General features: G+C 71.9%; 15 protein-coding genes. 9 read left to right on the plus strand and 6 right to left on the minus strand.

Features of this window, described 5'->3' with window-relative positions; genetic code table 11:
• Position 1 precedes the first annotated feature (1 nt).
• Entirely contained in the window at positions 2–796 is a 795-nt protein-coding gene (locus tag DXZ73_RS04320; protein ID WP_116209694.1) for a TylF/MycF/NovP-related O-methyltransferase, read from the plus strand.
• Positions 797–940: 144 nt separating this feature from the next.
• Here DXZ73_RS04320 and DXZ73_RS04325 read toward each other — a convergent pair whose 3' ends face one another.
• The 3 genes from DXZ73_RS04325 to DXZ73_RS04335 all read right to left on the minus strand — a co-directional run bounded on the left by DXZ73_RS04325 (position 941) and on the right by DXZ73_RS04335 (position 4,136).
• Positions 941–1,972, minus strand: coding sequence for a zinc-binding alcohol dehydrogenase family protein (locus DXZ73_RS04325; protein ID WP_116209695.1), 1,032 nt, complete (start codon positions 1,970–1,972; stop codon positions 941–943).
• Positions 1,973–2,191: 219 nt separating this feature from the next.
• A complete protein-coding gene (locus DXZ73_RS04330) occupies positions 2,192–3,193 on the minus strand; it encodes a DUF1259 domain-containing protein (RefSeq protein ID WP_116209696.1) in 1,002 nt (333 codons plus the stop codon).
• 334 nt (positions 3,194–3,527) lie between these two features.
• Complete coding sequence (locus DXZ73_RS04335) at positions 3,528–4,136, minus strand: NADPH-dependent F420 reductase (protein WP_116209697.1); 609 nt, start codon at positions 4,134–4,136, stop codon at positions 3,528–3,530.
• Positions 4,137–4,533: 397 nt separating this feature from the next.
• Between DXZ73_RS04335 and DXZ73_RS04340 the strand changes: the two genes are divergently transcribed.
• On the plus strand, positions 4,534–5,673 hold the full coding sequence (locus tag DXZ73_RS04340; RefSeq protein WP_162890030.1) for a multicopper oxidase domain-containing protein: 1,140 nt from the start codon (positions 4,534–4,536) through the stop codon (positions 5,671–5,673).
• An 86-nt stretch (positions 5,674–5,759) separates the two neighbouring features.
• On the opposite strand, the gene DXZ73_RS04345 is transcribed toward DXZ73_RS04340, so the two are convergent.
• From DXZ73_RS04345 to DXZ73_RS04355, 3 genes are all read right to left on the minus strand, one after another.
• Positions 5,760–6,416 (minus strand): HAD family hydrolase, encoded by a 657-nt coding sequence (locus DXZ73_RS04345; protein WP_116209699.1) that lies wholly within the window; start codon positions 6,414–6,416, stop codon positions 5,760–5,762.
• Positions 6,417–6,587: 171 nt separating this feature from the next.
• On the minus strand, positions 6,588–7,256 hold the full coding sequence (locus tag DXZ73_RS04350) for a hypothetical protein (protein WP_116209700.1): 669 nt from the start codon (positions 7,254–7,256) through the stop codon (positions 6,588–6,590).
• A gap of 214 nt (positions 7,257–7,470) precedes the next feature.
• Positions 7,471–8,181, minus strand: coding sequence for a hypothetical protein (locus DXZ73_RS04355; RefSeq protein ID WP_116209701.1), 711 nt, complete (start codon positions 8,179–8,181; stop codon positions 7,471–7,473).
• A 767-nt stretch (positions 8,182–8,948) separates the two neighbouring features.
• Between DXZ73_RS04355 and DXZ73_RS04360 the strand changes: the two genes are divergently transcribed.
• The 7 genes from DXZ73_RS04360 to DXZ73_RS04395 all read left to right on the plus strand — a co-directional run bounded on the left by DXZ73_RS04360 (position 8,949) and on the right by DXZ73_RS04395 (position 23,616).
• A complete protein-coding gene (locus tag DXZ73_RS04360; RefSeq protein WP_116209702.1) occupies positions 8,949–10,211 on the plus strand; it encodes an MFS transporter in 1,263 nt (420 codons plus the stop codon).
• Between the two features lie 69 nt (positions 10,212–10,280).
• Positions 10,281–11,609 carry a non-ribosomal peptide synthetase gene (locus DXZ73_RS04365; RefSeq protein ID WP_116209703.1) on the plus strand — a complete coding sequence of 443 codons (1,329 nt, stop codon included), beginning with the start codon at positions 10,281–10,283 and terminating at the stop codon, positions 11,607–11,609.
• A gap of 94 nt (positions 11,610–11,703) precedes the next feature.
• Complete coding sequence (locus DXZ73_RS04370; RefSeq protein WP_116209704.1) at positions 11,704–14,829, plus strand: non-ribosomal peptide synthetase; 3,126 nt, start codon at positions 11,704–11,706, stop codon at positions 14,827–14,829.
• The gene (locus tag DXZ73_RS04375; RefSeq protein WP_116209705.1) at positions 14,826–15,983 is read left to right on the plus strand and encodes an acyl-CoA dehydrogenase family protein; all 1,158 of its coding nucleotides are present in this window, start codon (positions 14,826–14,828) and stop codon (positions 15,981–15,983) included. Before DXZ73_RS04370 ends, DXZ73_RS04375 begins: the two co-directional genes overlap by 4 nt.
• Positions 15,984–16,027: 44 nt before the next feature.
• Positions 16,028–19,705: an amino acid adenylation domain-containing protein gene (locus DXZ73_RS39240; RefSeq protein ID WP_240351171.1), complete on the plus strand. Its 3,678-nt coding sequence runs from the start codon at positions 16,028–16,030 to the stop codon at positions 19,703–19,705.
• A complete protein-coding gene (locus tag DXZ73_RS04390) occupies positions 19,702–22,263 on the plus strand; it encodes a condensation domain-containing protein (RefSeq protein ID WP_116209706.1) in 2,562 nt (853 codons plus the stop codon). The genes DXZ73_RS39240 and DXZ73_RS04390 overlap by 4 nt, the downstream gene beginning before the upstream one ends.
• 219 nt (positions 22,264–22,482) lie before the next feature.
• Entirely contained in the window at positions 22,483–23,616 is a 1,134-nt protein-coding gene (locus tag DXZ73_RS04395; RefSeq protein WP_116209707.1) for a serine hydrolase domain-containing protein, read from the plus strand.
• The last annotated feature ends 63 nt before the right edge of the window (positions 23,617–23,679 follow it).

Raw genomic sequence — 23,679 nt, forward strand, 5'->3', positions numbered from 1 at the left:
GATGAGAGCACGCGAACGTTTCTGCTCATGGGCGGGCCGGGCTGTGACCGTGCTCCCCGGAGGGCTGCTGGCCTGCTTCGACGCCCTCGCCGACCCAGAGCGTCACATCGCCGCAGATTTCCTGAAGGACAGGAGCCTGGGAATCTCCCCTCGACAGCGCCGACGCCTGCTCCAGCAGCACTACCTGGCATCGAGATCTCTGATCAGCCCCCACACGACCGGCGAGATCCTCGGCTTCTGCCGGACGATCCTCACGATCCCGCCGTCGGTTCCCGGCTGTGTTGTGGAGGCCGGCAGCTACAAGGGATCGAGTTCGGCGAAGTTCAGTATCGCGGCCGGTTTCGCGGGCCGGCGCCTGGTCGTCTGCGACTCCTTCGAGGGGCTTCCTCGTATCAACGAGCAGCACGATCTGAGCATCACCGGACGACCGGTGATCTTCAACGAGGGAGACTTCGCAGGATCGTTGGACGAGGTTCTCGCGAGCATCGCGAGATTCGGCGTCCCCGACGTATGCGATTACGTTCCCGGATGGTTCGACGAGTCGCTGCCCTCATGGAGTGAACCGATCGCGGCCATGTATCTCGACGTCGACCTGGCGGCCTCCACCCGTGCCTGCCTGAAGAACCTCTACCCGTGGGTGTCATCGGGTGGACGGGTCTTCTCGCAGGACGGCCACCTTCCCCTCGTCCTCGAAGTGTTCGAGGACAAGCGGTTCTGGAACGAGGAACTGGGGACGGATCCGCCCACGATCACCAGAATGGGCGGCGAGAAGCTGATCAGCTTCACGAAGCCGTGACGACACTCACGACAGAGACCCGTCGCTTCGGAATGGGTACGCGACCATGGTTCTCGCGAAGCACGATGGACATCCCGCGCTTGGGGCCGCCGCGGTTGAAGCGGCGCAGGGCCGTCCCACCGGTCACCACGGCTCACTTCGCGTTCAGTCCGGCAGGAGCACGGCCGCCCCCGTGACACGGTCCGCGGCCAGGTCGGCGAGCGCATCGTCGGCACGGCTCATCGGATAGCGCTGGACGTGGACAACAGGCGGACGCTGGGCGACCTCGGCGAGGTAAGTGCGGCCGTCGGAACGGGTGTTGGAGGTGACACTGCGCAGGGTGCGTTCCTGGAAGAGGTGCCGCTGATAGTTCAGGACCGGAATGTCCGAGAGGTGGATGCCCGCTATGGAGAGCGTGCCGCCGCGGTCGAGCGCGGCGAGAGCGACGGGGACAAGGTCGCCGACCGGCGCGAAGAGGATCGCCGCGTCGAGGGGCTCGGGCGGCCCGTCGTACGCCCCGGCCGCGGAGGCGGCTCCGAGATCGAGGGCCAGGCGGCGCGCCTCCTCGGCGCGGGTCAGGACGTGAACGGTGGCGCCGCGGCCGATCGCGAGCTGGGCGGTCAGGTGGGCGGAGGCACCGAAGCCGTAAATGCCGAGCCGGCCACCGGGTGGCAGCGCGGCGCGTCCCAGTGCCCGGTAACCGATGATCCCGGCGCACAGCAACGGTGCCAGTTCCTCGTCGGGCGGGCCTTCTGGCAGGTGATAGGCGTAGCGTGCGTCGATCACCGCGTGTTGCGCGTAGCCGCCGTGGATGTCCCAGCCGGTGTAGCGCGAGTTCGGACAGAGGTTCTCCCGTCCCGCCCGGCAGTAGCGGCAGGTGCCGCAGGTGCCTGCCAGCCAGGCGGCGCCGACGCGGTCGCCCTGGCTGAAGCCTTCGGCCTCGGGCCCCGTGGACAGCACCCGGCCGACGACTTCATGACCCGGGGTGCATCGCGGAGCGCGGGGCGCCAGGTCCCCCTCGGCGAGGTGCAGATCCGTGCGGCACACCCCGCACGCACGCACCTCGACGAGCAGGCCGGTCGGCCCCAGCGGGTCGAGGGAGCGTTCCACACGGCACAACGGATGCTCCGCAGCCGGTGCGGTGTGGTCGACCACCCAGGCCATGGTGGTCGGGCCGTCATCCCTTCCGCTCGGCATCTTCGAGCCCCTTCTGCCGGAACCTCGACCGCCGGGCCCTCCTCGCCCCGGGGCACTCGCTTCATGATGCGCCGCCGCAGCGTTCCCTGCCAGGGATCCGGCCACCGTGCCCTGCCGGAGCAGGCATGTTCGACGATGGGCCGAATGGATGACCAGAGACGCCGCGACTCCGGACCGGCCGACCGATTCGACAGAACTGCACGACGTAGTGGCCGATCTTCAAAGTGGCGATGGAGGCACAATGTTGGTGGCCGACACCGCAGGCCGAAGGGCTCGTGCGAGTGTGACCGCATCCCCGACTGCCCAGATGTGGGTGAAGAACAGGCGTGGCTCTTCCGTGAGACCGTGGTTGTGCAACTCGACGAGGTCGATCGAGCCGCGGCGCAGGGCGCCGATGGCGTCTTGCACTTCCTGAGCGATCATGACGAAATCGCCGTTGAGTGCGGCGCAGCCGCCGCCTATGGGCTGAAAATTGAAGGCCGTGGTCGCTCCGAGGCCGGGAGGCAGGACCCGGTTGCCGTCCACGACGGCTTCTCGCCGGATGAATGTGCAGGTGTAGACACCGGCGCCGGCGGTTCCGCGGGAACCCAGAACGGCGTCGATTCCTGCCGTGTCCAGGTCGAGTCGACCGGGTGGTGCGGTCGGTCGGGGCGGTGGCGTGCCGGTTTCTTCCAGAACGGCGCGCAGGCGGCGAGCCAGATCGGCAGGGTCGTGACCATGCGCATGGATATGCGCCCACCAGACTGGCGGGGTTTGATTCAACAGATGTTTATGGATCGCGGTCTGTATGAATCCGTGGGCTTGCAGCGCATCCGTGAGCTTCTGAACTCGGCTCTCGGTGACCACCAAGTCTCCCATGACCATGGTGATTCCGTCGCCGTAGCGGACGAACGATGCGTGTGAGCCCAGCGCAAGTCCTGGTGTGATCGTGATCCCGCGGGAAACGACGCGGAGATCCCATCGAGGAAAGGGTGTGTGATAGAAGAGACCTTGGATCATGTTGCCGGGGCGTCCGAGTATCTTTGCGACCTCCGCCCAAGCTGCCTGAGTCGTGGGCTCGGGGTGTAGATGCCCTGTCGGCTTCGTCCGAGCGGGCTCGGCGTGGGAGTCGATGACTCTCAGTTTTGCGACCGCAGGTGTCAGCGCGGCTATGGCCAACAGGTTTCGTCGTCGCAGGAAAGTCGCTCGACCTGGATTTTTATGTGGCTGGCATGCGCTCATCCCCGAACTCCTTGCGTCTACCTTGAAGGCGGGCACGGCCACTTCGCGAAAAATCCCGCAAGGCTTCTTGAGTGTGCGAGCTCAGGATGGGTGCGTGGAAGATCACGCTACGCGGCTCGATACAACACGCTTTCCGCATGCGTTCCCAAATCATTGAGCGCCTAAGCTGTCGAAGCACAGAAAGAGCCCGTTCGGGTGAACCGACAGCGAACTGGTGTTCCGATACCGGCAGTAGTGCATGCCCAGGGCGCACGCTGTGGTGCCGGGGTGAACACGGGCCGCGATGCCCGTCGGCTGGTTACTCGTGCTGCCCGGCATGTGCGACCGAGCGTTGTCACAAAGCGATCAGCTTGCCCGCGAGCATGCTCAGCGGGCCGCCGGTGTCGAACAGAGGGCCGCCTTCGGCAAGCGATCCGGTGTCGATGGCCTGGAAGCCCGAGCTGTCAGCGAGCTCGGCCACCTTCCGCTTGGCACCGGCGTCGTCGCCGGCGAGCAGGACGATGCGACGCCCGCCGTCCACGGCGGGGTTCTCGGCCAGGACGGTGGAGAGATAGGTGTTGAAGCCTTTCACCATGCGGGAGCCCGGGACGAGCGAGGCGACGATCTCGGTGGGGTGGCGGTCGCCGGTGTCGACCACCTGGATGCCGTCCGGTGTTTCACGCAGTGGGTTGATGGGGGCCAGGACTGTCCGTCCCTTCCAGGAGGAGACCGCGGAGGCCGCGTTCTCCTTCTGGTCCCATGTCACGGCCAGGACGACGACGTCGCCGAAGTCGGCCGCCTCCTGCGGCGTCCCGGCTGATGCCGTCGCGCCCAGCTCGCTGACCAGCGGCCCGAGTGTCTCGGGGCCGCGTGAGTTCGCCAGCTTCACCTCGTGTCCGGCCCGGGTGAAGTGCCGGGCCAGAGCGGTACCGATACGGCCCGCACCAATGATTCCAACCTTCATGGCTTCACCGTCGCACACACCCCGGCCCACCGCCCCCGGGACCACTCCCGCAGGTCTCACCGCGTGCGGTAGAACCCTGCGCCCGATCCGCACCATCGCCCGGCGAGGCCGGGATTCAGCGGGTCCGGAAGAATGCGCCGGTTGTGTGCGTGCGGAGGTGAAGTCCACGGTCCATGTCCGACCGAGCGCGGACACCGTCGCATCCTGGTACTCGGGGCCCCGCTACTCGCAGTCCGACCCGTGAAGCGCCGTGGGAGGGGGCCGGGCCTGGGGCGACTCGGGATCCCGGTCACCAGCGGCACGGAAACGCGGGGCGCCGTCTTGCCGGGCCGGCAGGCCTCGGCGGTATATGGTCGCCGATGTGACTGTGCGCCAGGGGCAATCGCGTCGCCGTTTCATGGGATGGGCCGCCGCCGCGCTGGGCAGCGGGGCTCTCGTCGGCGGGCACGCGCCCGCGCGGGCGGTACCGCGGCTCAGCCCGGATGCGCCTCTCACCCGGGTGTATTACATCGCGGCGGATACCGTGATCTGGGACTACGCCCCGCAGGCCCGCAGTCTTATCAGCGGGAAGTCATTCACCACCGAGGAGAGCGTGCTGGCCCGCCCCGGCCTCAACCGCCTGGGCTCGGTCTTCCACAAGTCCCAGTACCGCGAGTACACCGACGCGACGTTCACCAAGCTGGCACGCCGGCCCGGGGAGTCGTACATGGGCCTGCTGGGTCCGGTGATCCGGGCCCATGTCGGCGACACGATCCGGGTGGTGTTCAAGAACAACACCCCGTTCAAGGCCTCGATGCATCCGCACGGCGTTTTCTACACGACGTCCGACGAGGGGGCGACGGTCAACGACGGAACCACGGACTCCGTCAGGGACGGCGGCATCGTGGATCCCGGCAAGACTCACACCTATGTGTGGCAGGTCCCCGAACGGGCCGGACCGGGTCCCAATGACCCCTCGTCCATCGGGTGGCTCTACCACGACCACAGCGTCATGATGGGCGTCCCCGGCACCAATGCCGGGCTCGTCGGTCCGATGGTGGTGACCCGCCGTTGCTCAGCCGGGCACTGCACCGCCCCGAAGGACGTCGACCGCGAGGTGTTCGCGCTCTTCACCCAGTTCGACGAGAACATCAGCCCCTATCTGGAGCAGAACACCGACCGGTTCGGCGGTGGCCAGGAGATCGACCCGACGGACACCACCTTCCTCACCAGCAACCGGAAGCCGTGCGTCAACGGCTATCTCTTCGGCAACGGCCCGGCCGGCACCACCGACTCCCGGCCCGCGATCACCATCGACCGGGACACCCGGGTGCGCTGGTACTGCATCGGCCTCGGCGGGGCGAGGGATACCCACACCCCGCACTGGCACGGCAACACAGTCCTCGTGCGCGGCCACCGCACAGACGTGGTGACCGTGCTCCCGGCGACCGTGGTCACCGCCGACATGCGTCCCGACAACCCGGGCACCTGGCTCTTCCACTGCCACATCGACGAACACATGATGAGTGGCATGGTCAGCCGCTACCTCGTCCGATGACCGTCCCCGGGCACCGTCGACTTGTGGTGCTGGAGATCGCAGACAAATAGCGTACGGACTCGCAATCCTCTGACGACGGCGGGGTGTCAGCGGCGTGGCGGGGTCGTGAGGTAGTGGTGCAGCCATGCGGGGAAGTGTGCGAGGCCTGGGAGGACGACCTGCGCTCCGGCCGAGCGCAGGGTTTCCTCGGTGCAGGTGCCGGTGAGGACGCCCACGGCCAGGGCTCCCGCCGTGCGGGCGCCGTGCATATCGTCGGCGTGGTCGCCGACATGCACGGCGGTGTCGTACCGCCGCAGGGCCCGGGCCCTGTCCGCGGCCCACAACGAGCCCTCGACGACGTCGGGTTCGATGCGGAGGTGGTCGAGGTGGAGGCGGGCGTTGCGGGAGTGCCTGGCGGTGGCGATCAGGGCGCGACCGCCCAGGGCCCTGACCGCGGCGACGGCTCCATGGGCGCCCGGCATGGCCTGCGAGAGTGTGATCCCGTGCCGTGGGTAGCCGGATATGCAGATGTCACGCGCTCTGGGAACCCGGTCCTCCGGGAACCAGTTGCGCAACTCCTGCTCCAGTGGGACGTCGACGTGGTCGGCGGCCACGTCGACGTCGATGTGGGTACCGGTGGCGGCTGCCAGGGCCACGTAGGCGGCCCGGATGCCGGGGCGGGTGTCGACCAGGGTGAGGTCGAGGTCGAAGCCGACGGTGAAGCGGTGAGTGAGGAAGTGGTTCAACGGCTCATTCTTCCGCATCAAACTAAGGGTGGCCTTACTTGCGATTATTCCTGGAGCGGGGTGGCCCGACCCGCTCCCGAGGAGGTGGGAGCAGGCCGGGCCGTGATGGCCGTACGGCTCAGGGGGCGCCGTACGGCCGGTCGGTGGGTGGCGAGGAGGGCTCGTCCGCCCGGTGGGGTGCGCCGCGCGTCAGCGGGCGGTACGGAACGTCTTCACCGAGCGGGTGGAGCAGGACGCTTTCTCCGAGGCCGTCATGGGGCGGGTCTTCACAGTGACCGCGTTGTGCACACCGTCGGTGCCGTTGGGGGCGGGACCGGTGACCGCGTCCGGGACGTACCAGAAGTAGTGACCCGCCCTGGGTGTGTCGTAGTGGGTCTGCCAGGTGCCCGAGACGGTCCGCATCACCTGGGAACGGGCGATCCAGCCGACCTCGCCCGGCTTGACGGTCATGGACAGCGTGCTGGATTCGGTGTGCGAACTCGACCAGGTATGGCTGTAGTTCGCGGTCACACTGAGGTCGATGAGCCCGGCGAGTTTGCCGCCCGCGGTGATGGACACGCCGGCCGTGTCACTTGAGCCCACCGTGTCGGACCAGGCCATCGACTGTGACGCGTCCGAGGTGCTGCAGTTGTGCAGCTCGTCGGAGACCCGCCGGGGTGCGCCGAGGTAGGCCTGGCCGAGCTCGGGATCGTTGAAGGTGCACTTGCCTGTGCCGGACGCGCAGTCGGCCAGGATTTCCTTGCGGGAGAGATTGTCGTCGGCCGAGGCGGGCAGCGATGCTGCCATCACTATGCCCATCGCCGTCGCCACCAGGGCCAGGGCCTGGCGGCCGTACCGGGGTCTTCCGCGTTCCGTCATGAACGGATCCTCCTCATCGGCAGTACGAGGGGACGGTGAAGCCGGGATTCCGGAAGTGTCACCGTGTGTCGCGACAGAGACTCGTCCGAATGTCCGGTCAAAACCACCAAGGATTGGCAAAGCTGTAGTTGGTCGCTTCACTTCCGTCGGGCGATTCGCGCCCGCGTGAGGCGGTGGCCGGATCCCGCGCCGGCCACCGCCCCGGCAGGCTCGCTCAGGCGAGGGGGTTGCAGACCGGGATGCCCGCCCATGTGAGGTAGACGTACAGCTCCCCCTTGCGTGTGGTGCAGAAGGAGACCGTCTTGGAGCCCAGGTCCGCCAGCGCGGAGGCGAGCACGGCGGCGGGGAGGAGGCTGCCCAGGGAGGCGATGGTGGCGACGCTTGTCACGACCTGGACGAGGTCCTTGGTGATGTCCACCCCGGCCTGGACCTTGCCGGTGACGAAGGGATCCAGGTGGATCAGCAGCCCGAACCAGGTGACCTTGACGGTGATGCCCTCCGCGAGCTGGGCCTCCGCGCCGCGCACGGAGATACCCGGCCCGGTGCCCGCCGCCTTGGGATCGACGACCACACCCTCGCTGTCCTTGCTGACCACGAGCTTCTTGCCCAGGAGTGTGTCCATGCGGGCGACTGCGGTCCCGACCGCGTCGATCGCCCGCTGGCTCACGCCCGCGGCCCGAGCGCCCTTGGCGTCCAGCCGGTAGCTCCCTCCGTCATAACTCACAAAGGGTGCGAGAGTCTTGCGCTCCTCGGTGCTCAGCCAGCCGAGGCTCACAGAGTCCTTCGCGGTCTGCACGGTCTTCACGACCGGTGAGGAGGAAGGAGCCGGTGCGCTCGCGGCCCAGGCCGGCAGCGCTGTCGCGGACACGATGGCTATGGCCGTGGTCAGGCCGAGGCCGGCTCTCACGAGGGGGTTCGGACGCATGGTGCACTCCCAGGGGGCGAACCGACGGCGGCGACCGTCGGTCAGGCGTGATTGAGAACGGTGCCGATGGGACTCAAGGGCGACAAGGGGTCGCCCAGCAGCCGTATGCGGAAGTTATGGCTCCGAATTGACTCCCGACAACCCGCAAATGCCGTGACGCACCGCACAGTTCATCCGTCACGACAGGAGCGAGCCGCTCGCCACGCAATCAGGGCACGCGCTGGCTGATTCCGTGCGAACCGGCATACGAGACACCCTCGACTTAGGGTCACCTTACCAAGCAGCCTGCCCGCGCGTAAGCCCGCCGACCTCCCGACATGCAGAGGAGTCCGGATCGCCGCACAGCGCCCGTGAACCCATCCTCCTACCTGCGATGTATCACTGCGTTCACACTTCGGAGACCCTTCCGCATCTCCTGCGGTCCGCCCTCGACACCGATCCTGATCCCGACGGCTGACGTCACCGCATCGACCGCCCCGCCCATACAGCAGTTGTCAGCGATGGCTGGAACGACACCATCGGTCGGCCATACGAAGGGCCCGAACGCCGAGGCGCCGGTATTCGGACATTTGACCGGCGCGGGCGCATTCCCGGGTCTTCCACTCGCCCACCACCCGCGCCGCAGGTCACAAGGGGTGACGTTCAGACGACATTGCGCACACGTTCACCGATCATCCATCCCACCCCTGTCCGCATTGCGAACGCGACTGACCGAAAATATCCGTCGTTTTTGACTGAACGGGTCGGCATCGCCAAATGTCTGCCAAATGTTGCCAATAACGCCTCGCGTCGGCAGTCCGTTACGAAACCTCGACTTCCGATTACTGCTGGCCGGAGCCACGGCCAGTCAGCTCGGTGTCCAAGTGACCCTGGTGGCACTGCCGTTGGTCGCCGTGGTCGAGCTCGACGCCACTCCCCTGCAGACGGGCGTGCTCACCGCGGCCGAGACCGCCGCGTTCCTGCTGGTGGGCCTGCCCGCGGGGGCGTGGATCGACCGGATGCGCCGACTGCCGGTGCTCATCCGGGCCGATGTCGTACGGGCATTGGCGATGGCGAGCCTGCCGCTCGCCGCCTGGGCCGGGGCGCTGACCATGGCACAGCTCTATCTGGTCGCCCTGATCACGGGTGTGGCCACGGTCTTCTTCGACGTGGCGCACCAGAGCTATCTGCCGGGGCTGCTGCCCCGTGAGCAGTTGGTGGCCGGGAACGGCGCGTTGGAGACCGTGCGCTCCTCGGCGCAGGTGGCGGGTCCGGGGCTGGGCGGAGCGCTGGTGCAGATGATCGGGGCGCCCTTCGCCCTGCTGACCGATGCGGTCGGCTATCTGCTATCCACCGTCTTCCTGCGCGGCATCCGCACCCCCGAGCCACCGCCACCGGTCCCCGCTCCGGGCGAATCGCTGCGCGCCCAGGTGACGGAGGGGCTGGTCTTCGTCTTCCGGCACCCGGTCCTGCGGGTGATCGCCTGCACCACGGCGATCGCCAACTTCTTCACGGCGATGCTGATGGCCGTGCAAACCGTTTTCCTCGTCCGGGTGTTGGACCTGCCGCCCAGTGCCATGGGCCTGATGATGTCCGCCTCGGCCGTCGGCGGACTGGCCGGGGCCCTGTGCGCGGGCGCCCTCGCCCGCGCCGTGGGCAGGGCCCGGGTCATCTGGCTCTCCCCCCTCCTCACCGGCCCGTTCGCCCTGCTGTGGCCGCTGGCCGGGCACGGTGCCGCCGCCGTGTGGTTCGCCGTCGCCTCCGCGGCCGTCTTCTTCGGCGCCGTGGTCTACAACGTCGCCCAGGTCAGCTTCCGTCAACTCCTTTGCCCCGCCGAGCTGCTGGGCCGGATGAACGCCACCTTGCGCTTCATGGTGTGGGGCACCATGCCCTTCGGCGCCCTGCTCGGCGGGGCCATCGCGGGGGCCGCCGGGGCGCGCGCCGCCGTCTGGGTGTGCGCGGCCGGATTCCTGCTGGTTCCGGTGCCGCTGCTGCTCTCGCCGCTGCGGCGGCTGCGGGATCTGCCGGAGTCCGCACCCGTCGCGGGCTGAACCGGCCCGCCCCCATCCGCCCCTTGTCGTCTCGCGAACCGTCGCGCCCCCAGCGCGCGGGAGGTCATCGTGCAGTCCAGTACCATCACCGCGTCCTATCTCACCCGATACCGCCGCCTCACCGAGGAGGCCCGGACACCGGACACCCCGGGCGAGTTGCTGCCCGTCACCGGAGCGCAGCGCCGCTTCCTGCTCACCCGGCGGATGGACCCCGCCGGACGGCCCGCGCTCGTCCCGCTGTTCTTCTCCTTCCCGCGCGGGGCCGTCGACCTCGACCGGCTGCGCGCCGCCGCCGGATACCTGGCCGCCCTGCATCCCGCCCTGCGGGCCCGGCCCGAGGTGCGCCGGGGCGTTCCGGTGCAGCGCGTCGTCGCCGCGCGGGGGTGGGCGCACCGGGTGGCCGTGCGCCCCGGGGAGCGGGCCGCCGGGGCCCTGGTGAGGGCGCTGGGCGACTGGCCCGTGGACGGGCCGCCGCTGCGGTTCTTCCTCGCTTCCCCCGAGCCCTCGCCCCAAGTCCAGGGCGACGGAGCCGGATCCGAGCTCCTCGCCCTGGTCCTGGACCACGCGGCCTGCGACGAGCAGTCGTTGGGCCGGATCACGGAGGACCTCACCCACGCCTACGACCACGGCCTCGGCCCGTACGACGTTCCGGAGAACGAGGCGGCGGCCGAGCTGACGGGCTACCGGGAGGCCGTACGCCTCCAGCTGGCCGCCGAGGAGCGGGCGTCGGGGCCGGGCCCCCTGGCCTACTGGGCCCGCCGCCTGGCGGTCCTGCGACCGCCCGCCCCGGCCGTGCCGCGCGACGCCGCGCCGGGTACCGGCGCCGCCCTTCACCGGCTGCCGCTCCCGGCGGGCGGCGGCCGGGCGGTGGCCTTCCCTGCGCTGCTCGACGGCTGTGCCGCCGCCGCCCGCACCCTGTACGGCGCCGGGTACACACCGGCCCTCGGCTACCCGTGGGGCGGCCGGCCCGCCGCGGCGGCACCGGTGCTGGGCTGCTTCCTCAACACGGTCGTCCACCCGGCCACCGACTGCGGGCCGGACGAGCGCACGACGGCCTGGTGGGACGACCTCGACCACGCCGACGCCCCGTTCGACGAGGTGGTGCACGCCGCCCGGGGCGCGGGCGTGCCCTGGTCCGGGCACCTCGACGGGGTACTCACCTTCGAGGACCTGCACCGGCGCCCGCCGCTGCGGCTCGGCGGCGCCACCGGCCACGAGACGCATGTGGACGACCGCCCGCTCCAGGCGCCGTTCGCCGTGTCCGTCTCCTACGGCACCGACCTGCTCGTCCGCATGGTGTGGCAGCGCACAGCCGTGCCGGACGGCCTCGCCGAGGACGCCTTCGCCGTCCTCCTCACCACCCTGCGCACCGCGTACGCCCAGAACCCGGCGAACTGAGCCCACAGGCCCAGCCGCCGCCCACAGGTGCGCCAACCGCCGAACCGGCACCCGGCGCACCGTCCACCCGGCACACCGACCGGAAAGGTTGACCATGTTCCGACTCTCCGCATCCCAGGAGATCGTGTGGCTGCACGAGCAGATGCAGCCCGGCAGCCGCGCCTACAACTTCACCGCCACCGTCGACCTGCGCGGCGCCCTCGACGAGGAGGCCCTGCGGGCCGGGCTCGCCGCGGCCCTGGACCGGCACCCCGGACTGCGCCTCGAACTCGTGGACCAGCCGGGAGAGTTGCCCGGCCAGCGGGTGCGCGAAGGGTGTCCGCCCCGCCTGCGCACCGTCGACCTCGGCCAGGAGGAGCAGCCCGAGGAGGCGTTCGCCCGGCTGCTGCGGGCCGAGGCCGAGACGGCGCTCGACGTCCACGAGGCGCCCCTGCTGCGCTGGTGCCTGGTCCGCCTCGGTGAGGACCACCACCGGCTGATCCACGTGGAGCACCATCTCGTGCACGACGGGCACTCGTTCGCGATCCTGTTGCGCGACGTGTTCACCGTGTACCGGGCGCGGGTGCTGGGCGAGCCCGTCGTTCTGCCCGACGCCCCCTCGTACGAGGAGCACATCGCGGCCACCGACGGCCCCGGGCGCCAGGAGCGCCGGGAGGCCGGGCTGGCCCACTGGCAGCGGGAGCTGGGCGACGCCTCCTTCGATCTGCCGCTCCCCGGCCTCACCCGGCCCGGCGCCGTGCGCAGGCACGCGGGAGGCCAGCTGCGCCAGACCATCGGCGCGGATCTCGCCGAGCGGCTGCGCGTCCACAGCCGCACCCAGGGCCACACCCCCTTCTCCACCCTCCTGGGCCTCTTCGCCGAGCTGCTGCGCCGCCACAGCGGGCGCGCCGACCTGGTCGTCGGCACCGCCGTCGGCAACCGCCCGGCGGGGTTCGAGGGGACCGCGGGCATGTTCGTCAACACCATTCCGCTGCGGCTCCGGCTGGACCCCGAGGCCGGTGCCGACGCGATGGTGGACGAGGTGACCGACGGCCTGATCCGGGCGCTGCCCCACCAGGACGTGCCCGTGCAGGTGCTGACCCGCACCCTGGGCCTGCACACCGGCGGCGCGGACAACCCGCTGTTCAGCGTGATGTTCAGCGCCCATGACGCGCCCCTGCCCGAGATCGCGGTGCCGGGCCTGGAGGTGTCGCTGTTCGAGGGCTTCAACACCGGCACCACCCGCTTCGACCTGGACCTGGTGCTGATCCCGGACGACCGCCGCACGGTCGGCCCGCGCGGTGGCGCGGCGGGCATGACGCTGGTCTGGGACTACGACCGCGACCTGTTCGCCGAGGAGACCACCCGGCTGCTCTCCGAGCGCTTCCTCGGCCTGCTGCGCGCGTATCTGGACGCGCCGTCCACCGCGCTCGCCTCCCTCGCTCCCGAGCCGCCCGCCGCCCGGCCGGAGCCGGCGCCGGTGGCCGGCGACGGCGTGCTCGACCCCGTGGCACGGGCCGAAGCCGGAGCGACCGCGGTCGTCGCGGGTGCCCGCAAGCTCACCTACGGAGAACTGGACGGCCTGGTAGGTGAGTTGGCCGGACGGCTGCGCACCTCGGGGGTGCGGCCGGGCCAGCCGGTGGCGGCCGTGCTGCCGCGCGGCGTGGACAGCGTGGTGACCCTGCTGGCCTGTCTGCGGCTGGGCGCGGTGTACTGCCCGCTGTCCCCCAACGACCCGGCGGACCGGCTGGAGACGCTGCTGCGGCGACTGCGCCCGGCGCTCGTGGTGACGGACCGGGAGAGCGCGCTCGCGCTGCCCGCGGAGGGCCTGCCGCTCGCCCTGCTGGACGGTGCGGCGTTCCCCCGCGCCGAGTCGGCGGACTGCCTCGCGGACGCGGCGTACATCATCCACACCTCGGGCTCCACCGGCCTGCCCAAGGCCGTGGTGGTCGGCCGGGCCGCGCTGGCCCACCACGCCAAGGTGACGGCGGAGCGGTTCGGGCTGACGCGCGACGACCGGGTGCTGCTCTTCGCCCAGCCCTCGTTCGACGTGGCGCTGGAGGAGGTTCTGCCGTCGCTGCTCGCCGGTTCCTGCCTCGTCCTGCCGCAACGGGAGGTGCCGACGGCTCCGGAGCTGATCGCGGTGCTGGCCTCGCGCCGGGTCACGGTCGCCAATCTGCCGACGAGCTATCTCCTGGCAGTGCGCGAGGAGCTGTGCGCCGCGTTCGAGGACGGCCGGTGGGAGCCCCGGCTGCTGGTGTTCGGCGGGGAGCGGCTGCCCGCCGCCGCGCTGCGGGAGGTGCTCGCGGCCACGGACGCCACCGTCCTCAACGCCTACGGGGTGACCGAGGCGACCATCACCTCCACCGTCCACGAGGTGACCCGGGAGGGGCTGGACGAGTGCGCCGAGGTGCCGCTGGGCCGGGTGCTGCCGGGGGTCGGGGTGCACGTCCTGGGCGCCGGGCTGCGTCCGCTGCCCTCGGGGGCGGTCGGCCAACTCGCCGTGTCCGGGGCCGCCCTGGCCGAGGGCTACCTGGGCGGCGAGGAGGCGCGGGCGGCCACCGCGGCCCGGTTCGTCACCGTGCCGGGGCTCGGCGGCGAGCGGGTCTATCTGACCGGCGACCTCGGCCACCGGGGCCACGACGGACTGGTGCACTTCCTCGGCCGCCAGGACAACCAGGTCAAACTGCGCGGCTACCGGATCGAGCTGGAGGAGATCGAGGCCGCCGCCTCGGCCGAGCTCGGCGGCCGGTCGTGCGCGGTCGTCCTCGGCCGGGCCGCCGGCACCCCGTGCCTGGTCGGCTTCCTCGACGGCGGAGCCGAGCCCGACCCCCTGCTGCTGCACAAGGCGCTGTCCGCCCGGCTGCCCGCCGCGCTCGTCCCGTCCCGCTGGATCCGGCTGGACGCCATGCCGCTGCTGTCCGGCGGCAAGCCGGACCGCGCCGCCCTGGCCCGCCTCGCGGCCACCGTCCGGGACGAGGCCCGCGACGGCGCGCCGGATACGGCCGCCCCGGCCGACCCGGCGGTGGAGCTGCTGAGCGAGGGCTGGCAGGAGGTGCTGGGCCACGGCGACTTCTCGCCGTCGTCCCACTTCTTCCAGGTCGGCGGGCACTCGCTGCTCGCCGCCCAGCTCGCCGCCTGGCTGGAACCCCGCCTCGGCGCCCGCCCGCCGCTGCGGGTCCTCTTCCGTCACCCCGTCCTCGCCGAGCAGGCCCGCGCCGTCATGGAGGCGACCCGATGAGCACCTCCCCCTCGTCCGTCCTGGAGCACGAACACCGGGAAATCGTCGACGCCTTCGAGTCGTTCGTCCGCCGGGAGCTCGTACCGCTCGCCGCCGACCTGCCGGAGAGCGGCGAGCTGCCTCCGGCCGATCTACGCGCGTACGTCCGCACCCGCTCGGCCCGGCTGGGCTTCTACGCGGCCGACCACCCCGAGGAGCTGGGCGGCTCCGACCTGCCGTTCAGCGCCGTGGTGCAGCTGCACCACGCGGCGGGCCGCAGCGGCTGCCCGCTGGCCCCGTACGCGCTGGCCGGCTCGGACGGACCGAGCCCGCTGCTGCGGCAGGGCACCGAAGAGCAGATCAAGCGCTACCTGATGCCGCTGGTGCGCGGCGAGGCGACACGCTGCCTGGCGCTGACCGAACCCAACGCGGGCTCGGACGCCTTCCACCTCACCAGCACCGCGACCCGCCAGGAGGACGGCGGCTGGCTGCTGTCCGGCCGCAAGACCTTCGTGAGCAACGCCGGACACGCGGACTTCGCGATCGTGGTGGCCAGGGCCGAGGAGGGTCCGACGGCCTTCGTGGTGGAGATGGACGACCCCCGGCTGCGGATCGGCCAGCGCTACGCCGGCATGTCCGGCGAGGAGCTGTTCGAGCTGGTGCTGGACGAGGTGCGGCTGCCCGCCGACGCGGTCATCGGCGGCGAGGCGGGCGTCGGCGCGGCACTGGGCAACGGCATCGACAGCCTCTCCTGCGGCCGTCTGGTGGTGGCCGCGATGTGCAACGGCATCGCCGAGTACGCCCTCCGCCTAGGCGTGGAGTACGCCCGCGAGCGGCGGTCCTTCGGCGAACGGATCGGCTCCTACCAGCACGTCCAGGAGCACCTGGTGAGCAGCCGGGCGGAGGTGGAGGCGGCCAAGCTGCTGACCCTCGCCTGCGCGCGGCTGGTGGACCGGGGAGTGGAGGCGCCGGAGAACGCGGCGCTGGCCAAGCTGACCGCCTCCGAGACGGCGGTGCGCGTCGTCGACCGCTCGCTGCGGGTGCACGGGGCGACGGGCTGGGTCCGCGGCCATCCGCTGGAGTTCCTGTACCGGTACGTCCGGATGATGACGATCATCGAGGGCACCTCGGAGATCCAGAAGGTGATCATCGCCCGGGCCATGGGCCTGGGCTGAGCGCTCGCCCTTCCGCCACCCCGATCTCTTCGAACCGAGGAATCATGACCACTGCATCCATCGCCTACGGCGCGGCACCGGCCGCCCCCGGCTGGGACGACGTCCTGGCCCGCTACGCGGACCGGGTCCTGCAGGACCCGAAAGCCCCCGCCGTCGAGGACGGCGAACTGACCTGGACCTACGGAGAGTTGGACGCGCTGGCCGAGCGCACCGCCGAGGCGCTGCGCGACCGGGTACGGCCCGGCGACCTCGTCGGCGTGTGCCTGGACCGCTCCGTGGCCCTGGTGGCGACGGCCGTGGCACTGGCCCGCCTCGGCGCGGTCTACCTCCCGCTCGGCCCGCGCCCCGGCGAGCGGCGGCTGGCCGCGGTCACCGACCGGCTGCGCGTGGCCTGCCTCATCGGGACGGCCGAGGTGCTGCCGCGGGCGTACCGCCCGGACGAGACGCCCCTGCCCCTGCCCGAGCGGGGGGCGAACGCGGGCGGCCCGGCCCTCGCCGCCTTCCCCGCCGAGCCTTCCGCCGCCCTGCGCACGGCACCCGAGGGCGCCTTCTACGCGGTGCTCACCTCGGGTTCGACCGGCACGCCGAAGGCGGTGGCGGTGTCCGGTCCGGCCCTGGCCCACCGGCTGCGCTGGTACGCCGGACGCACCGGATGCGGCCCCGGCGACCGGCACAGCCTGCTGGTCGGCCCCTCCTTCGACCCGCACATCATGGAGCTGTGGACGGCCCTGACCTCCGGGGCGACGCTCACCGTCCCGCCGGACGCCGTCCGCTGGGACCCGGACACCCTCACCGACTGGTGGCGGAGCGCGGGCGTGACCGTCACCATCCTGCCCACTCCCCTGGCCGAACTCGTCATGGAGCGGCCCTGGCCGCGCGATCTGCCGCTGCGCCATCTCCAGACCGGCGGCGACCGGCTGCGCCGCCGCCCCGGGACGGACGTCACCGCGCAGGTCGACAACGCCTACGGCCCGGCCGAGGCGACCGTCCTGGTCACCACCCACGAGCTGACGGGTGCCGCGGAGGACGGTCTGCCGCCGATCGGCTCGCCGGTGGCGGGTGTGGCGCTCTGTGTCACCGACGACGGGGGCCGGGTCGTGCCGCGCGGAGAGGAGGGCGAACTGCGCGTCGGCGGGGCCGGGCTGGCCCTCGGCTACCTCGACGAGGAGCTGACGGCCCGGCGCTTCGTGGCACCGCCTCCGGAGCTGACCGGCACCGACCGCGTCTACCGCACCGGGGACCGGGTGCGGATGCGGGAGGACGGCGTGCTGGAGTTCCTCGGCCGTCTCGACGAGCAGCTGAAGATACGGGGCGTACGGATCGAACCGGCCGAGATCGAGGCGGTGTTCGAGCGCGATCCGCGCATCCTGCGCGCGGCGGTGGCGGTCAAGAGCTCGGAACGGGGAGGCAGCCTGTTGATCGCGTTCGTCCGCACCGCACCCGGCCAGGAGGCCCCTGACGAGGCCGAGCTGCTGGCATCGGCGAGCGAATGGCTGCCGGAGCAGGCCGTGCCGTCGGCGGTCCGGTGCGTCGACGCCTTCCCGCTCGACGCGAACGGCAAGGTGGACCGTGCCGCACTGCTCGCCGCGCGGCACCCGGAACCCGCCGCGGCTCGGACGGCGGAGGGCTCCCCCACCGAGGAGCTGGTCGTCGGCCTGTGCCGCGAGCTGCTGGGCAACCCGGAGATCGGCCCCGGCGACAACTTCCTCGGCGCGGGCGGCGATTCGCTGACGGCGGCCCGGCTGCTGACCGCCTTGGAGGAGGAGTGCGGAGTGCGGCTGCGGGCACCGCAACTGCTGCGCCAGCCGGATCTGCGCGCCATCGCGGCACTGCTGGACGACACGGTCCGTCCGGCGTCCGGGAGCGACGCCCGAAGCACGCCGCAGGGTTCCGGGGGCACCGGCCCCCAGGAGAAGCGGCCGACGAGCGAAACCGACCGGCCCGGCGGCGTACTCGGCCGGATCATCGACCACGCCGCCGACACCCCCGAGGCCCTGGCCGTATGGGACGGCACCCAGGCGCTCACCTACCGCGAACTGACCGCCGCCGCCCAGCGCCTGGCCACCACCCTCCGCCACCGCGGCGTCACCCCCGGCACCGCCGTGGGCCTCCTGCTGCCGCACTCGGTGGGCGTCGTCGTCGCCAAGCTCGCCGTCTGGTGGGCGGGCGGCCACTACGTCCCGCTGGACGCGGCCTACCCTCGCGCGCGCACCGAGACGATGCTGGCGGACTCCGAAGCTGTCCTCGTCGTGGGCCAGAAGGACCTGCTGGAGACCGCCGGCATCGCGGCCGGCCGGTCCCTGGCCGTCGCCGCGGGCGGAGCGCCCGAAACCGGCCCGGATGAGCCCCTGCTGGGGCCCTGCTCCTACGATCCGGACGCGCTCGCCTACGTGATGTACACCTCGGGCTCGACCGGCCGCCCCAAGGGAGTGGCGATCCCCCAGCGGGCCGTGGCCGAACTGACCGTCGACCCGGACTATGTGACGATCACCGCCCGCGACCGGATGCTCTTCCACTCGCCGCTGACCTTCGACGCCTCCCCCTTCGAGGTGTGGGTGGCGCTGGCCAACGGGGCCGCCGTGGTCGTGTCCACCGCCGACCGGCAGTCCCTGGAGAGCCTGGGCCGGGACGTGGAACGGCTGGGCGCCACCGCGGCGTTGCTGACCGCTGCGCTCTTCCACCACCTGGCCGAGCGCGGCTCGTCGGTCTTCGCCGTGCTGCGCACGCTGCTCGTCGGCGGCGAGGCGCTGTCGGCGCGGCACGCGCGCGCCGTGCTGCGCGAGTACCCGTGGCTGGAGCTGGTCAACGGCTACGGTCCGACCGAGGCGACCACCTTCGCCACCTGCCACCGGGTGCGCGAAACCGACTGCGACGGCCCACCGCCCATCGGCCGCCCGGTCGCCGGGGCGACGGCCCACGTCCTGGACAAGCACGGCGAACCACTGCCGCCGGGCGCCCGCGGCGAACTGTGGCTCGGCGGCTCCCGGCTCGCCCGGGGCTATCTGCGCCAGCCCGAGCGCACGGCCGAGAGCTTTGTGGAGCACCCTTCGCTGGGCCCGCTCTACCGCACCGGCGACCTCGCCTCGGCGCGTCCCGACGGCGTCCTGGAGTTCCACGGCCGCCTGGACGACCAGGTGAAGGTCCGCGGCTACCGCATCGAGCCCGGCGAGATCGAGCACGCGCTGCGCTCCCATCCGCAGGTGTCCGACGCGGCGGTCACCGTGGTGCGGCACGACGCCGGGGACGCGCGGCTGACGGCCTTCGTCGTCCCCGCGGACGGCGCCCGTCCCGCCCCCGCCGAGCTGCGCGACCACTTGGCGGACCGGCTTCCCCCGCACCTGCTGCCCAACGCGTGGTCGGTCGTCACCGCTCTGCCGCTGACCCCCTACGGCAAGGTCGACCGCCGCGCCCTGGCCGAACTCCCGCAGCCCGGCGGACCCGAGGCCCCGGACAGCGGTGAGCTGACGCCGATGCAGCAGGCGGTGGCGGATGCCTGGGGACGCGCCCTGGAGCGCGAAGTTGCCGACCCCGACGCCGACTTCCTGGCCCTGGGCGGCCATTCCCTGCTGGCACTCGGCATCGTGGACGACCTCCGCGAGGACCTGGGGGTGGACCTCCCGCTCGCGGCGTTCTTCTCCTCCCCCACCGTGGCCGGGCAGGCACGGCTGATCGAGGACGAGCTGGCCAAGGCGTACGGCGCGGAGACCGAGGGCGGCCGATGAGCATCACCGAGGACACCGCGCGCCAGGAGGCACTGCTCCGGCTGGCCCGTGCCCGCCGGGCCGACGCCGGCAAGGAACCTGCCCGTCCGACACGGGGGCGCGCGCCGCTCTCGCACGCCCAGCACCGCATGTGGCTGATGGAACGCCTGGGCCACACCGGCCCCCAGTACCACGTGCCGTTCGCGACCCGGGTGCGCGGCCCGTTCGATCCGGACGCATTCGCCCGGGCCCTGACCGGCCTGGTGCGCCGCCACGAGGTGCTGCGCACGCGCTACCGCGAGAGCGACGGCGAGCCGTACCAGGAGGCCGTCCCGGCCGGGCCCGTCGCGGTGCCGACGGTGGAGGCGCCGGGCGACGCCGACCGGCTGCTGCGCGAGGAGGCGTCCCGCCCCTTCGATCTGACGGCCGGGCCGGTGCTGCGGGCCCTGCACCTGCGGCACGCACCCGACGACCACACCGTGCTGCTGACCTTCCATCACATCGCCATCGACGGCGGGTCGCTGGAAATCGTCGCCCGGGAGCTGGACGACCGCTACCGGGCGGCGCTGGCGGGGGGCGAGGCGGAGCCGGAGAGCGAGGCGCCGAGCTACGCGGACTTCGCGTGGCGGGAGCGGGCGGCCTCCGCAGCGCTCGCCCCGGGGCTTGCGTACTGGTCCGAACGACTCGCGGGCGCACGACCGCTGGCCCTGCCACGCAAGGGCGACGGCCGTGGTGAGGGACGCATCGTCGCCGAGCCGCTGACGGACGGGGCCGTCGAGAGCTTGCGCGCGACGGGGCGTACGCACCGTGCCACCCTCTTCACCGTGGTCCTCGCCGCGGCGTTCGCCGCGCTGTGGGAGACGACCGGCGAACGGGACCTGGTCATCGGCTGTGCCAGCGGGCACCGCGACCGGGCCGGGACGCGGGGGCTGGTCGGCCTGTGCGTCAATACGCTTCCCGTCCGGCCGGACCTCCGCGGCGCCGGGGACTTCACCACTGTGCTGTCCCGGGTGCGGGACGAACTGCTGGCGGCGCAGGACCACCGCCAGGTCCCCTTCGACCTGATCGTGGAGCGACTGGGCGCGGCCGCCCGGGACGAGGCGGGCAATCCCCTGGTGGGCGTGACCGCCGACGTACTGGGCGAGCCGGTCTCCCTGCGGCCGGCCGGAGCGGAGTGCGAGCCCGTCGACATCCGGCTGGGGACGGCCAAGTTCGGGCTCGGCTTCTATCTGGAGGAGGCCACCGACCGTACCGGTCCGCGCTGCCTGGTGCAGTACGACCCGGCACGGCTGGACGAGGAGACCGCCCGCGGGCTGCTGCGCGCCTTCGCCGACCGGCTCGCCTCCCCCGGGCGGCCGCTGTCCCCCGCCGGAGCGCACACCGGCCGGGCGCCCGAAGCCCCCGTGGTGGCGGATGCGCGGACGAGTGCCGCCACGTCCGCCGTCGGCGCGGTGTTCGGCGAGCTCCTGGGCCAACCGGCCGGCCCTGAGGACGACTTCTTCCTCCTGGGCGGGCACTCCCTGCTGGCGGTCCGGGTGGCCGACCGGCTGCGGGAGGAGTTCGGGGTGCCGCTGACGGGTCTGGACGTGCTGGAGCACCGCACGCCGCGGGGGCTCGGTGCGCTGCTCGACGAGCGCGCCCGGCAGCGCTCGGCCTCACGGCCCGCCCGCCGTACGTCGGCGCCCCGCACCGGGACCGTCCTGGTCACCGGAGGCACCGGCGGCGTCGGCGCGTTCGTCCTGCGGGAGCTGGCCGGGCGGGGCCGCCCGGTCCGGGCGCTGGTGCGGCCGGAGTCGGCACACCTGGTGGCGGGCGAGGGGGTCGAGATCGCCGAGGGCGACCTCGCGGACCCCGACAGCCTGCGCGCGGCCACCGCCGGGGTGGACTCCGTCATCCACGCCGCCTGCACCTTCACCTCGCCGGAGGTGGACGTGGCGGCGATGCGGACGCTGCTGGACGGGCGGCGCGAGGGCTCCTTCGTCTTCGTCAGCAGCGTGGACGCCTACGGCAGGCCGCCGGTGGCCGAGGTGACGGAGGGCACGCCGTCCGCCGAGCCGCTCACCTCGTACGGACGGGCCAAGCTCGACTGCGAACGGATGCTCCTGGAGACGTTCGGCGACCGGGGCGGGGCGAGCGCGGTACGCGCGCCCATCGTCTGGGGCGCCCATCCCCGGCTGCGCGACCAGCTGCGCTGGGGCGCGACCGGCACCCTCTACCAGGCCGCCCTGGCCGGGGCGCCGGTCGCGCTGCCTCCGGCGGGCGCCGTCCCGGCCTCGGGCGACCTCTGGTCCGGCGCCCCGTGGGTGCACGCCGCCGCGTTGGCGCGCGCCTTGGTGCACTGCCTGGAGCGGCCGGTGAACGGGATGGCCAACGCCATCGGGGGACACGTCGGCTGGGCCGAGTTCGCGGCCGAACTCGTACGGCTGCTGGACAGTCCCAGTGACGTCCGCCCCGCAGCCGGGACCGCTCCCGGCCTGGTGCACCGTCACCGCTACCGCGCCGACACGCTGGCCGGTCCACTGGCCGAACGGCCGGGCGAGGACTGGCGGTCGGTGGTCGCGGAGATGCTGCGCGTCTGAACCGCCTCGCGTGGGGGCGAGTGTTCACCACCCGCCCCCACGCGAAGGTCGGTCCGCGAGGACAACAGGGCTCCTCACACAGCCCAGGGTGCGGGCGGGCCATGACTCAGGGGCGAATCAGGGGTCCGGCCAGGGTGATCACTGATGGGCAACGGCGGCTGCTCCCAGCAGAGTTGACCTTGTCGACAGCCCCGTCACCGATGCCCTGGAGGAACCTCGATGCGTACCCGCCTCGCCCTCACCACCCTTGCCCTGGCCACCGCCGTCACCGCCGGCGCGGCGGCAGCCGCGACCCCCGCCCGGCCGGACCCCGCGCAACAGGGGCTGGAGACACTGCTGCACTCCAATGGCGCACCCGGTGCGCTGGCGAGCGTGATGGACCATAACGGGAACCTCCATACCTATACCGCGGGGGTCGGGGACCGGGACACTCACGCGAAGATGCCCCGGGACGGCCAGGTGCGGATCGGCAGCATCACCAAGACGTTCACCGCGGTCGTCGTGCTGCAGTTGGTCGGAGAGGGCAAGATCGGCCTGGATGAACCGGTCGAGACCTACCTGCCGAATCTCGTGCGCGGAAAAGGGATCGACGGACGTCACATCACGGTACGTCAGCTCCTGCAGCACACCAGCGGACTTCCCGACTACGAGGACGACGTCACCGACGACATCCTTCAGCGCCGCTACCTCCGCCCCCGCGACGCCCTGGACGTCGCCCTCGGGCACGAAGCCGTCTTCGCCCCCGGAGAGAAAGGGAAGTGGGGATACAGCAGCACGAACTACCTGGTGGCCGGGCTGATCGTGGAGAAAGTCACCGGACGGCCCCTCGCCGAGCAGATCGACAGGCGCGTCATCCAGAAGATCGGGCTGCGCCACACCTACTTCCCCGCGCCCGGCGAGACCACCATCCGGGAACGCCACCCCCAGGGCTACCGCCAGGAATCCCCGGGCGCCCTCCTGCGCGACGTCACCGAGATCGCCCCCTCCGCGTCCTGGGCGGGAGGCGCGATGGTCTCCACCGAATCCGACCTCAGCCGCTTCTTCTCCGAGCTGCTGAAGGGCGACGGCAACCGCCTCCTCGACAAGAAGCAGCTCGACCAGATGCGCACCACCGTTTCCATGGGGAGAGACGGCTACAACGCCGGCCTGGGAATCTTCAGCACGCCACTGCCGTGCGGCCGCGAAGGCGGCCGCGTCGCCTGGGGCCACAACGGCGGCATCCCCGGCTACGGGACCTGGGCCGCAGCCACTGACGACGGCCGTGCCGCGAGCGTCTCGATGACCCTTGAACCGAGGACCGGTGAAGCCATAAAGCACCTTGAGGAAGCCATGAACGCGGCCCTGTGCTCCTGAACCACACTCCCCGACCGACAAGGGCACTCGCTCCCCATGGCCTTCCGCCACAGGATCGACTTC

The sequence above is a fragment of the Streptoverticillium olivoreticuli subsp. olivoreticuli genome (assembly GCF_003391135.1).
Classification (GTDB): Bacteria; Actinomycetota; Actinomycetes; order Streptomycetales; family Streptomycetaceae; genus Streptomyces; species Streptomyces blastmyceticus.